The organism is Actinokineospora pegani (genome assembly GCF_009745975.1).
Classification (GTDB): Bacteria; Actinomycetota; Actinomycetes; order Mycobacteriales; family Pseudonocardiaceae; genus Actinokineospora; species Actinokineospora pegani.
Genome location: NZ_WHOL01000033.1, coordinates 52,519 through 65,038 on the forward strand (window position 1 = coordinate 52,519; position 12,520 = coordinate 65,038).

Annotated in this window: 10 protein-coding genes; 5 read left to right on the forward strand and 5 right to left on the reverse strand. The window is 70.6% G+C overall.

The features are described 5' to 3' along the window. Positions 1–28 precede the first annotated feature (28 nt). The 5 genes from GCL84_RS01370 (at position 29) to GCL84_RS01390 (ending at position 4,746) form a co-directional block, all read left to right on the forward strand. Positions 29–787, forward strand: a complete 759-nt coding sequence (locus GCL84_RS01370; protein ID WP_156753468.1) for a class I SAM-dependent methyltransferase — start codon at positions 29–31, stop codon at positions 785–787. Next, positions 784–2,301, forward strand: a complete 1,518-nt coding sequence (locus tag GCL84_RS01375) for a 1,4-alpha-glucan branching protein domain-containing protein (RefSeq protein ID WP_156753469.1) — start codon at positions 784–786, stop codon at positions 2,299–2,301. The genes GCL84_RS01370 and GCL84_RS01375 overlap by 4 nt, the downstream gene beginning before the upstream one ends. Before the next feature lie 34 nt (positions 2,302–2,335). Continuing rightward, the gene (locus GCL84_RS01380) at positions 2,336–3,589 is read left to right on the forward strand and encodes a glycosyltransferase family 4 protein (protein ID WP_156753470.1); all 1,254 of its coding nucleotides are present in this window, start codon (positions 2,336–2,338) and stop codon (positions 3,587–3,589) included. Positions 3,590–3,814: 225 nt separating this feature from the next. Next, a complete protein-coding gene (locus GCL84_RS01385) occupies positions 3,815–4,360 on the forward strand; it encodes a cysteine dioxygenase (RefSeq protein WP_156753471.1) in 546 nt (181 codons plus the stop codon). Next, positions 4,357–4,746 (forward strand): rhodanese-like domain-containing protein, encoded by a 390-nt coding sequence (locus tag GCL84_RS01390; protein ID WP_156753472.1) that lies wholly within the window; start codon positions 4,357–4,359, stop codon positions 4,744–4,746. The genes GCL84_RS01385 and GCL84_RS01390 overlap by 4 nt, the downstream gene beginning before the upstream one ends. Positions 4,747–4,809: 63 nt before the next feature. On the opposite strand, the gene GCL84_RS01395 is transcribed toward GCL84_RS01390, so the two are convergent. The 5 genes from GCL84_RS01395 to treS form a co-directional block, all read right to left on the reverse strand. Next, a complete protein-coding gene (locus tag GCL84_RS01395; protein WP_156753473.1) occupies positions 4,810–5,808 on the reverse strand; it encodes a ParA family protein in 999 nt (332 codons plus the stop codon). Then, positions 5,805–6,998 carry an ATP-binding protein gene (locus tag GCL84_RS01400; RefSeq protein ID WP_156753474.1) on the reverse strand — a complete coding sequence of 398 codons (1,194 nt, stop codon included), beginning with the start codon at positions 6,996–6,998 and terminating at the stop codon, positions 5,805–5,807. The genes GCL84_RS01395 and GCL84_RS01400 overlap by 4 nt, the downstream gene beginning before the upstream one ends. Before the next feature lie 51 nt (positions 6,999–7,049). Further along, positions 7,050–9,206: a 1,4-alpha-glucan branching protein GlgB gene (gene glgB / locus GCL84_RS01405; protein ID WP_235925914.1), complete on the reverse strand. Its 2,157-nt coding sequence runs from the start codon at positions 9,204–9,206 to the stop codon at positions 7,050–7,052. 69 nt (positions 9,207–9,275) lie between these two features. Beyond that, positions 9,276–10,613, reverse strand: a complete 1,338-nt coding sequence (locus GCL84_RS01410) for a maltokinase N-terminal cap-like domain-containing protein (RefSeq protein WP_156753476.1) — start codon at positions 10,611–10,613, stop codon at positions 9,276–9,278. After that, complete coding sequence (gene treS / locus GCL84_RS01415; RefSeq protein WP_156753477.1) at positions 10,610–12,469, reverse strand: maltose alpha-D-glucosyltransferase; 1,860 nt, start codon at positions 12,467–12,469, stop codon at positions 10,610–10,612. The genes GCL84_RS01410 and treS overlap by 4 nt, the downstream gene beginning before the upstream one ends. Between the last annotated feature and the right edge of the window lie 51 nt (positions 12,470–12,520).

Genomic DNA, 12,520 nt, shown 5'->3' on the forward strand with positions numbered 1-12,520 from the left:
GCATCGACTACCGTCTTCCGGCGTGCCCATGGAACAGCCTGGAACCGTCGACCCGCTGCCGCTCACCGGGGAGCGCACCGTCCCCGGGATCGTGCGTGAGAACTACTGGTTCAGGCGGCACGAGGCTGCGTACCTGGATCTCGCGCACCACTGCGAGGACGCGATCGTCCTGGAAGCGGGCTGCGGCGAGGGTTACGGCGCCGACCTGCTGGCGCGCACCGGCGCCAAGCGGGTCATCGGGCTGGACTACGACCAGATCACCGCCGCGCACGTCGCCAGGGCGTACCCCGCGATCGGGGCGGTGCGGGGGAACCTGGCGGCGCTGCCGGTCAAGGACGGGGCCGTGGACGTGGTGGCGAACCTGCAGGTGATCGAGCACCTGTGGGACCAGGAGGGGTTCCTGGCCGAGTGCCACCGGGTGCTGCGGCCGGGTGGGGTGCTCATCGTGACGACGCCGAACCGGATCACGTTCTCGCCGGGGCGGGACACGCCGTTGAACCCGTTCCACACCCGGGAGCTGGCCGGGGACGAGTTGGGCGGGCTGCTGCGCGACGCCGGGTTCGCGGTGGAGTTCCTGGGCGGGCTGGGGCACGGGCCGCGCCTCAGAGAGCTGGACGAGCGGTTCGGGGGGTCGTTCATCGACGCGCAGTTGGAGGTGGCCGTCTCCGGCGAGGAGTGGCCGGAGGAGCTGTTGGCGGCCGTGGCGTCGGTGGAGTCGGCTGATTTCGAGATCACCGACGTGGACGTGGACGCCTCCCTCGACCTCGTCGCGGTCGCGCGGGCATGAGCGACACGACCGGGGGGTTCGCCCTCGTCCTGCACAGCCACCTGCCCTGGCTGCCGCACCACGGCACGTGGCCGGTCGGCGAGGAATGGCTCTACCAGGCGTGGGCGCACTCCTACCTCCCGCTGGTCGACATGCTGCACCGGTTCGCCGAGGAGGGCCGCCGCGACGTGCTCACCCTCGGGGTGACGCCGGTGCTGGCCGCCCAGCTCGACGACCCGTACGCGCTGCGCGCCGCGCACGACTGGCTGGGCGACTGGAACCTGCGCGCCCAGCACGCCGCGACCCGCTGGCAGCACCGCGACCCGCTGCTGCGCGAGGTCGCCGCGAGCGAGTTCCGGGCGTCGAACCGGGCGTTGGCCGAGTTCGAGGCGCGCTGGCGGCACGGGTTCTCCCCGGTGCTGCGCCCGCTGGTCGACGACCAGGTCGTCGAGCTGATCGGCGGCCCGCTGGCGCACCCGTTCCAGCCGCTGCTCGACCCGGCGCTGCGCGAGTTCTTCCTGCGCGCGGGCCTGGACGACACCCAGGCCAGGACCGGCACCCGCCCGGCGGGGATCTGGGCGCCGGAATGCGGGTACGCGCCCGGGATGGAGACCGGCTACGCGGCGGCGGGCGTTCAGCGCTTCCTCGTCGACGGCCCCGCGCTGCACGGCGACACCGCTTTCGCCCGGACCGTGGGCGACTCGGACGTCTACTGCTTCGGGCGCGACCTGGAGGTCACCTACCGCGTCTGGTCCCCGAAGGCGGGCTACCCGGGTGACGCCGCCTACCGGGACTTCCACACGTACGACCACCCCTCTGGTCTCAAGCCCTCGCGGGTGACGGGTCGTCAGGTGGCACCGCAGGACAAGAAGCCCTACGAAGCGGCTCTTGCGGCTGAAGCCGTTGAGCGCCATGCGGTTGACTTCGTCGACACCGTCGTTGAGCGGCTGCGTGACCTCAAGGACAAGCACGGTCGTCCGGGGCTCGTAGTGGCCGCGTATGACACAGAGCTCTATGGCCACTGGTGGCACGAGGGTCCCGCGTGGCTCGAGCGCGTGCTGCGGCTGCTGCCCGAACGCGGTGTCGACGTGACCACGCTCGGCGGGGCGCTGGCGGCCGGGTACACCGGCGGCCGGGTGGACCTGCCCGCCTCGTCGTGGGGATCGGGCAAGGACTGGCGGGTGTGGGACGGCGAGCAGGTGTCCGACCTGGTGCACGCGGGGGCCGAATTGCAGCGGGACCTGCTGGACCTGGTGCGCGGCTGGCGCCCGGAGACCAGGGACCCGGTGTTCGACCAGGCGGTCAGGGAGGCCATGCTTGCGCTGTCGAGCGACTGGGCCTTCATGGTCACCAAGGACTCGGCCGCCGACTACGCCCGCCGCCGGGCCAAGGTGCACGGCGACCGCTACGCGGAACTGGCCTCGCTGCTGCGTTCCGGGGCACGGCGGCGCGCCGTCGAGCGGGCGGCCGAGCTGCGCCGCGAGGACGGCCTGTTCGGCGGACTCGACGCCCGTCCCCTTGCTACTGGCGAGTAGTGTTGGCAGACCCGAAGGGGAGGTAACCGTCGAGATGCGCGTGCTGATGCTGTCCTGGGAGTACCCGCCGGTGGTCGTCGGCGGCCTGGGCAGACACGTGCACGCGCTGGCGGTGCACCTCGCCGCGCAGGGCCACGAGGTCGTGGTGCTGTGCAGGCACGAGGCGGGCACGGACGCGGGCACCCACCCGACCACCGACGTGCTCGACTCGGGGGTGCGGGTCGTCCGCGTCGCCGAGGACCCCACGCACCTGGTCTTCGAGCAGGACCTCGTCGCCTGGACGCTGGCGATGGGCCACGCGATGGTCCGCGCAGGCCTGGCGATGCTGCACGACTGGAAGCCGGACGTCGTGCACGCCCACGATTGGCTGGTGACCCACCCGGCCATCGCGCTCGCTTCCTTTGCGGGCGTGCCGCTGGTCGCGACCATTCACGCGACAGAGGCAGGCAGGCACAGCGGGTGGCTTTCCCAGCCGCTCAACCAGCAGGTTCACTCGGTCGAGTGGTGGTTGGCCAACCGCGCCGACGCCCTGATCACCTGCTCGTCGGCCATGCGGGCCGAGGTGGCCCACCTGTTCGAGGTCGACCCGGCGGGGATCTCGGTGATCCACAACGGGATCGAGCCCCGGGGCTGGCGGGTCTCCCCCGCGGCCGTGCGCGCCGCGCGGGAGCTGCACAGCCCCGACGGGGCGCCGCTGCTGCTGTTCTTCGGGCGCCTGGAGTGGGAGAAGGGCGTGCACGACCTGATCGCCGCGCTGCCCCTCATCCGGCGCACGCACCCGGGGACGCGCCTGGTGGTCGCGGGCAAGGGCTCGCAGGCCGCGGCGCTGCTGGAGCTGGCGCGCAAGCTGCGGGTCCGCCGGGCGGTGGAGTTCGCGGGCCACCTGTCCGACCGGGAGCTGGTCGCCACCCTGGCCGCCGCCGACGCGGTGGTGCTGCCCAGCCGGTACGAGCCGTTCGGGATCGTCGCCCTGGAGGCCGCGGCGGCGGGCGCGCCGCTGGTGGCCTCCACCGCGGGCGGACTCGGCGAGGTCGTCGTCCAGGACCGCACCGGCCTGTCGTTCCCCCCCGGCGACGTCGACGCCATCGTCACGGCCGCCCGCCGCGTCCTCGACGACCCGGCCGCGGCCAAGCGCCGCGCCCGCCAGGCCAAGTCCCGCCTGCCCAAGGACTTCGACTGGGGCCTGATCGCCGAGCAGACCGCGGCCGTCTACGCCAGGACCGCACCGGGGACGCACGAGGAGCTCCCCCGACCCAAGATCGCCTCCGGCAACGCGTTCACGGCCTAGTACGCGTCCTGGTACCAGACCGTGGAACGCCTGGTGGGTCTCCCCCCGGGCGTGCCACCATCGCCACCATGACCGGGTCGATGTTGTTCTCCTGGAGTGACCGCGCAGTCGACCTGCTGCTGGTGGCCTCGTGCGGCTGTAGCGCCACACGGTAGGCCCACCGCTGCCGAGTGGGCGTGCCGTGTCCGACCGCCATCGACGGACACCCCAGGAGCGCCACACCCCATGACCACCCCCGCCAGGACCCACGAGATCCACCCCGCTCTCGACACCCCGCTGCTGCACGACCTGATCAGCGACCGCAGCCCCCTGTGGACACCCGCCGACCTGCGCACCCTCACCTCGACGGTGGCCGCCCGGCTGCGCGCCCCGCTGACGGAGGCGGCCGAGTTCACCGAACCGAAGCGCTGGTGGGCCCGCTTGGCGCTCACCGACGAGGTGGAGCTGTGGCTGCTGACCTGGCTCCCCGGCCAGCGGACCAGGCCACACGACCACGGCGGCGCGTCGGGCTCGTTCACCGTGCTGCTCGGCGAACTGGCCGAGACCTACCGCTACCCGCAGGGCCCCATCCGCCACCGCCTGCACAAGACGGGTGCCGCCCTCGGCTTCGGCCAGGGCCGCGCCCACCAGGTCCAGAACCTCGGCACCACCCCCGCCGCCAGCGTGCACGCCTACTCACCCCCACTCGTCGAGACCCGCCAGTACACCTCCCTGCGCGACGTCCCCCACGAGATCCCCGCCCTCCCCCACCCACGCGGCCCCCACCAGTGAGCGCCGTCGACGACAACCTGGCCAAAGCCCGCCTGGGCCTCAACCGGGTCACCCCAGCCGAGGCCCACCGCACCAACGACGCGGTCCTGGTCGACATCCGCCCCATCGCCAACCGCCAGGCGGAAGGCGAGATCCCCGGCGCCCTCCCCATCGAACGCATCCACCTGGAATGGCGCCTGGACCCCCACGGCTCCCACCGCGTCGAGGGGATCACCGAGGACACCACGGTGATCGTCTTCTGCAACGAGGGCTACGCCTCCAGCTTCGCCGCCAGAGACCTCCAGGCCTTGGGCCTGCCCCACGCCACCGACCTCATAGGCGGCTTCCGAGCGTGGACAGCCGAAGGTCTGCCAACCCAAGAGGGCGGCACCCCCGCAATCCCGTAGCACGTCCGCGTAGCAGCATTCCCACTAGCCTGACCTCGCGGATCCATCGCGGGAACTGCCCAGTTAGACGTTCGAGGTCGAGGAGCGCACGCCGTCCACTATGCGATCGGTCAGCGCGGCGAAGTGCAAGTAGGTGTCGCGAGCCGCGCTCAGATGCCCGCCCAGGGCCCCATCCGCTGTGGTGAGTTCGAAGATGGGTTTCCTAGCCTCTTGGGCAAGCGGCATGAGGCTTTGGTAGTTCTTCATCTGACCGAGGGCCGCGGGGTCGTTCGCCGAATCCGGGGCAGCGCCCTGCTCGCCCAAGACGGAGGAGCGGAACTCGCCGGGAATGCGGTCCATCCACTTCTGATACGCCATGACCGGCCGGTTCAACCTCATCTTGTGCTGGAGGACGACATAACCCAGTGGATCCATCTCGCCACGGGGGAGGTCACCGGAAAGCCCGGAAGGTCGGTCAGCCAAGCGCCGCCCCCACTGCTTCCGCCAGTCCCGCAGCGTGGGCCCGAGGTTCCGGAGCCCTTGCAGGCTGAACAGGTCGGGCGCGACCGGTATCACCACATGGTCGGAGGCCACCAGTGCGGCCCGGTTGATCGCTCCCAGACTCGGGCCCACGTCGACTAGGACGTAGTCAGCTTCGTGCTGGCTCGCCGCATCTTGCAGGATGGTCGAGAACGCCGAGATGATCCGAAAAGACCGCACGTCACCGTCGAGGCACTTCGGCCAACTGCTGCTCAGGTCGTCCTCGAAGGTGGACAGGTCGAGGTCACCTGCGAGCAACACCAGTCGCTCGTCGGAGGTCGGGGTCAGGCTCGCGCTCCCCAGACCGCCGTCACCCTGGTGGAAGGGCTTGATCGCCCCCCACACCGTGCGGTGCCCGCCTGACCACAGCGCCTCGATCTCGTCCTCGTCGAGGAATGCGGACGTCAGGTTGGCCTGCGGGTCGAGATCGGCCGCGACAACCCGGTGTCCGAGGTTCGCCATCATCCACGCCACGTGGTAGAGCAGCGTGGTCTTGCCGACGCCGCCCTTGTTGTTGAAGAAGGCGATTACCGGAACCGTCATGCCTTGCTCCTGATGGTTACCCCGACGTGAGTGGGCGTCGCCTGGAACTCCGGCGGGGGGTTCCCGTTGCTCTCCAGGGTCTTTCGAGTAATCGGGATCCCCGCTCCGAACCGCTGGACATACCCGAGCCCTCGCAGCATCTCGGCCAACGTCGGGTTCCGGTAGTCGGTGGGTCCGCTACCGAAATTCTCGGTGGTCACCGCTCCGAACGGGCCCCCGGGATTGATGATCTCCACGCGGTCGCGGTACCAGGTGATCCTGATCGGCGTGTTCGTGTTCTCGTACGACCGGTGCATGACCGCGTTCCTCGCCACCTGCTGGAGTGCGGCCAAGGGGTAGTCGGGCGCGCGCTGTTCCCTCGGGCCCGATGTGATGTCGATCGACGTCCGGACATTCAGCATGAGTAGTTCGTCGACTCGACGCAACAGGGTTGGCAGCGGTCCATCCATCCGCTTCTCGTCGATGATGGCGTCGGTGAGATCGTCACCATCCACGCGCAGGAACTGCACATACGCCCCAGGCAGGACTGCCAACGGATCGATGCCCGTGGTGATGATCCCCGCATGGGTGGGCGTGCCGTCCGCGGAGGTCATCCGCAGTGCCGTCATTCTCTGCTCAACGGTTCTGCCGTTGATGGCGAGCACATCAGGAGGCACCAGCGAGGGAATGATCGTGTCGACGAACAACGACCTGTCGAGATCGGTCTGCGCGTCGGTGCCGATCGCTGGTTGCGCGTCGAACGGGAGATCCAGCGATCGCCTTCGCTCATTGAGCCTCCGCTCGTCCTCGGCGTTCGCGATACCCCGGCGAGGACCCACGCGAATCCAGACCTGCCCCTTGAACCTGACGGGTGGCGTGTTGCTGGGCTGCACCTCGACCACTGCGAGGTCGACCCCCCGGACGCACACCTTGCGCACGCTCATCGACGGCGGCGGCAGCAGGTTGCCTTGGTCGCGGAGCGAAGCCAGGTTCTGCAGGAGTTGGTCGGTGATGTCGAGCCCGGGGAACGAACCGTTGTCCCGCACCCCGACGAAGACGACCCCGGGTAGTCGATGACCAGGCAGATCGTTGGCGAAGGCGCAGATCGCCTCGGCGATCTTCTCGGTCCCCCTCGCTGACTCCTTGCGTTCGACCCGGTCTGACTCCATGTCATCGAGAAGCGATGTGAGCTCGTCGTCGGGCAGTGCCATGGACGGGATCTTAGGCTCCGGAGCGCCACGGGCGCTCCGGAGCCGACATCGTCACTCCTCCGGCACCAGCCACACCACACCCGAAGGCGGCAGCCGGAGCTCAGCACTGTGCTGGCGTCCATGCCAAGGATGGGCCTCAGCCGTCACCAGCCCCAGATTCCCGACCCCGGACCCGGCATACACCTCGGCATCCGTGTTCAGCACCTCCCGCCACCGCCCACCCCGCGGCAGCCCCACGCGGTACCTCTCACGCGGAGCCCCAGCGAAGTTCGCCACGCACACCAGGTCCCGCCCAGCCCCGTGCCGCACGAAGCTCAACACGTTGTTCGCCGAGTCATTGGCATCAATCCAGGAGAACCCCTCCGGCCGGACGTCGTCGGCGTAGAGCGCGGGCTCCCCCCGGTACACGGCGTTCAGGTCGCCGATCAACGACTGCACACCGGCGTGGAACCGGTTCTCCAGCAGGTCCCAGTCCAGCGACCGGGACTCCGACCACTCCCGGACCTGCCCGAATTCCTGCCCCATGAACAGCAGTTGCTTGCCCGGGTGCGCCCACATGAACGCCAGCAGCGCCCGCAGCCCGGCGGCCTTGTTCCAGTCGTCGCCGGGCATGCGGGTCCACAGTGAACCCTTCCCGTGCACGACCTCGTCGTGCGACAGCGGCAGGACGAAGTTCTCGCTCCAGGCGTAGACCAGGGAGAAGGTGACCTCGTTGTGGTGGAACGCGCGGTGCACCGGGTCGTGGCCGATGTAGCTGAGCGTGTCGTGCATCCAGCCCATGTTCCACTTGAAGCCGAAGCCCAGGCCGCCCAGGTGGGTGGGGCGGGTGACGCCGGGCCAGGCGGTGGACTCCTCGGCGATCATGACCACGCCGGGGTTGTGCTTGTAGACCGTGGCGTTGAGCTCCTGCAGGAAGCGCACCGCGTCCAGGTTCTCGCGGCCCCCGTGGATGTTGGGCAACCACTGGCCGTCGGAGCGGGAGTAGTCCAGGTAGAGCATCGAGGCGACCGCGTCGACGCGCAGGCCGTCGATGTGGAACTCCTCGATCCAGTACAGGGCGTTGGCGACGAGGAAGTTGCGGACCTCGGTGCGGCCGAAGTCGAAGACCAGGGTGCCCCAGTCCGGCTGCTCGCCGCGGCGCGGGTCGGCGTGCTCGTAGAGCGGGCCGCCGTCGAAGCGGGCCAGGGCCCAGGCGTCGCGCGGGAAGTGGGCGGGGACCCAGTCCATGATCACGCCGATGCCGCGGGCGTGCAGGGCGTCGACGAAGGCGCGGAACTCGTCCGGGGTGCCGAAGCGGGAGGTCGGGGCGTAGTACGAGGTGACCTGGTAGCCCCACGAGCCGCCGAACGGGTGCTCGGCGACCGGCAGCAGCTCGACGTGGGTGAAGTTGTGCTCGACGACGTAGTCGCCGAGCTGCTCGGCGAGTTCGAGGTAGCCCAGGCCCTCGCGCCACGAGCCGAGGTGGACCTCGTAGGCGCTCATCGGCGCGCCGGACCAGTCGGTGGCGTCGCGGCGGGTGAGCCACTCCTCGTCGCCCCAGACGTGGCTGGAGAGGGTGACCACGGAGGCGGTCTGGCCCGGCTTCTCGGTGGCGAAGGCCATCGGGTCGGCCTTCTCGTGCCAGGCCCCGTCGGCGCCGAGGATGCGGAACTTGTACTTGGTGCCGGGGGTGACGCCGGGCAGGAACAGCTCCCACACCCCCGACGAGCCCAGCGAGCGCATCGGGTTGGCGCGGCCGTCCCAGCCGTCGAAGTCGCCGCACACCCGGACCCCGCGCGCGGTCGGCGCCCACACGGCGAACGAGGTGCCCTCCACGACGCCCGCGGGGGTCTCGTAGGAGCGCACGTGCGCGCCCAGGACCTCCCACAGCCGCTCGTGGCGGCCCTCGCCGAACAGGTGCAGGTCCAGCTCGCCCAGCGTCGGCAGCCAGCGGTAGGGGTCCTCGACCAGCTCGGCGCCGTCGCCGTAGTCGACCTCGAGCAGGTACTCGTTGGGCACCACCGGGACCTCGGCGGCGAAGAACCCGGACAGGCTCTCGTCCAGCTCGTAGCGCTGGTCGCCGACGACGGCCGCGACGGACTTCGCGTTGGGCCGCAGCGCGCGGACGACCGCCGAGCCCGCCTTCGCGGACTCGTGCGCGCCGAGCACGGAGTGGGGGTCGTGGTGGGCGCCGGAGAGCAGGCGCCCGATCTCGTCGGTCGTGGTCAAGAGGTCACCCTCGATCCTGTGTCCGCTGGGTACCGGTGGGGGTACCCGGAACTGGTGGTGGCGAAAAGGTCAGGTGGCGCGCTTGATGGCGGCCAGCGGGATGGCCACCCAGTCGGGGCGGTTGCGGTGCTCGTAGCGCACCTCGTATACCGCCTTGTCCAGTTCGAACGCGCGCAGCAGCACCGCCGCCGCGCGGGGGTCGGGGCCGACGGCGGCGTAGCCGTCGCAGAACGCGGTCCGGTTGCGGTCGGACCACTCGGCGGCGCGCGCCGCGCGCTGGTGGTCCGGTTCGGCCCCGGCGACCAGGTGCAGCGCGGCGTAGTCGAACGAGCGCAGCATCCCGGCGACGTCGCGCAGCGGCGAGCGGGTCAGGGCCCGCTCCCGCGGCGACACAGCGGGCTCGCCCTCGAAGTCGATCAGCACCCAGCCCGCCGTGGTCCGCAGGACCTGGCCCAGGTGCAGGTCGCCGTGCACGTGCTGGACGAGGATGCCGTCGTCGAGGCCGCGCACCGCGTCGAACGCCGCGCGCAGCGCCGTCTCGTGCTCGGCCAGCTCGGGCACCTCGGCCAGCACCTCGTCGAGGCGGCCGTGCATCGCCGCCACCGCCTCGGACATCCGCTCGGCCCCGATGACCTCGGTGCCCAGGGTGGCGGCCAGGTCGGCGTGCACGGCGGCCACCGCGGCGCCGAGCCGGGCGGCCTCGCCCGCGAAGTCGCCGCCGACCTCTCGCGCGTACAGGTCGCCCTCGGCGAGCAGGTCCCGCACGCTGGCCGTCGCGGTGGCCCAGCCCTCGGCGGCGTCGCCGAGGAAGCGCTGGGCGAACCCGAGCACCGTCTCGCCCGCGGCCACCGTGCCGACCGGCGCGGCGATCTGCTGCGACCCGGCCGCGTGCAGCGCCCGGTGCAGCTCGACGTCGCGGTTGGGCCCCGGCGCGGGCCTGCGGAACAGCTTGAGGATGTACTGCTCGGCGAACACGATCGACGTGTTCGACTGCTCGACCCCGATCGGCCGCGCGCGCAGCCCGGCGGGCACCTCGACGCCGGGCTCCGCGCGGAAGGACAGCCCGCCGGTGTCGGCGTTCCCGGCGATCAGGTCGCCGAGCCCGGTCATCAGCTCGCCGTCGTGCGTGGCGTCGTAGGCGTGCAGGCCGTCGACCTCGCCGATGGCGGCGGGGGCCAGGTGCTCGGGCAGCTCGGCGCGCAGGCCGACCAGCACCTGGTACACCTCGCCGCCCGCCAGCACCAGCGCGTGCACCAACCCCGGGTCGCCGGTCACCAGTTCCGCGGCGCGCGTGACGCGGACGTCGGTGAGGTCCTGTCCCTTCGCCGCGAACCAGCGCTGCGTGGGCAGCCACGCGCGCAGGTCGTCGACCAGAGCGTCCACGGCGAGCCGGGGTTGGTCGGTCACTGGGGTTCGCCCTCCTCCTGGGGGTCGGTGATCTGGAACCAGTAGAAGCCGTGCCCCGGCAGCGTCAGCAGGTACGGCAGCTCCCCGATGGCCGGGAAGCGCACGCCGCCGGTCAGCTCGACCGGGATGCGGCCCTCGTGCTCGGACAGGTGCAGCTCCACCGGCTGGGGGAACCGGGACAGGTTGTTCACGCAGATGACCCGGTCCTCTGTGACGACAACAGCTCCGTCATCTGTGACAGTCTCAGTGACGTGGCGCCGCAGGTAGGCCAGCACGCTCGGGTTGGACGAGCCCAGCTCGGTGAAGTCGCCCTTGCCGAAGGCCGGGTGCTCGGTGCGGACCTGCAGCATCCGCCGCGTCCAGTGCAGCAGCGACGAGGTGTTGTTCATGTGCGCCTCGACGTTGACCGCCTGGAACCCGTAGACCGGGTCGGCGATCGTGGGCAGGTAGAGCCTGCCGGGGTCGCAGCGGGAGAACCCGGCGTTGCGGTCGGGGGACCACTGCATGGGGGTGCGGACGGCATCGCGGTCACCGAGCCAGATGTTGTCGCCCATGCCGATCTCGTCGCCGTAGTACAGCACCGGCGAGCCGGGCAGCGACAGCAGCATCGCGGTGAACAGCTCCTGCTGGTTGCGGTCGTTGTCCAGCAGCGGGGCCAGCCTGCGGCGGATGCCGATGTTGGCCTTCATCCGCGGGTCCTTGGCGTACTCGGCGTACATGTAGTCGCGCTCGTCGTCGGTGACCATCTCCAACGTGAGCTCGTCGTGGTTGCGCAGGAAGATCCCCCACTGCGCGCCGTCGGGGATCGCCGGGGTCTGCGCCAGGATCTCCGAGATCGGGAACCGCGACTCCCGGCGCACCGCCATGAAGATGCGCGGCATCAGCGGGAAGTGGAACGCCATGTGGCACTCGTCCCCGCCCACCTCCGGGTCGCCGAAGTACTCCACCACGTCCGCGGGCCACTGGTTCGCCTCGGCCAGCAGGACCCGGCCCGGGTACTCGTCGTCGACGACCTTGCGGCAGGTCTTGAGGAACTCGTGCGTGCGCGGGAGGTTCTCGCAGTTGGTCCCCTCCTCCTCGAACAGGTACGGCACCGCGTCGAGCCGGAAGCCGTCGATGCCGATGTCCAGCCAGAACCGCAGGACGTCCAGCATCGCCTCCTGGACCTCGGTGTTCTCGTAGTTGAGGTCCGGCTGGTGGGAGAAGAACCGGTGCCAGTAGAACTGCCCGCGCACCGGGTCGTAGGTCCAGTTCGAGGTCTCGGTGTCGACGAAGATGATCCGCGCCTCGGGGTAGGCCTCGTCGGTGTCGGACCAGACGTAGAAGTCCCCGTAGGGGCCGTCCGGGTGGTTGCGCGACTCCTGGAACCACGGGTGCGCGTCCGAGGTGTGGTTGAGGACCAGGTCGGTGATGACCCGGATGCCGCGCTTGTGCGCCTCGTTGAGCAGGTGCACGAAGTCGTCGACGGTGCCGAACTCCGGCAGCACCGCGCGGAAGTCGGAGATATCGTAGCCGCCGTCGCGCAGCGGGGAGGCGTAGAACGGCGGCAGCCACAGGCAGTCGACGCCCAGCCATTGCAGGTAGTCCAGCTTGTCGGCGAGCCCGCGCAGGTCGCCGGTGCCGTTGCCGTCGGAGTCGTTGAACGCGCGGACGAGGACCTCGTAGAAGACCGCGCTCTTGTACCACTGGGTGTCCTGCGGCACCGCGCGCGCCGAGGCGAAGTCCTCCGCCTGCGGCTCGACCAGGTGGCCGTCGGCGGTCAGCGACTCCCCGGTGTGGGGAATGCCCTCGAGTCCCAGCGCGGCGTCCGGCGCCGCGTCCCCCGTCTCGTGGAGGTCCCGGTTGTCAACCGTCATGCCTGATGCCCCGTCACCATCATCGCCCCTGCCGTCGTCGTTGTCGGGTCG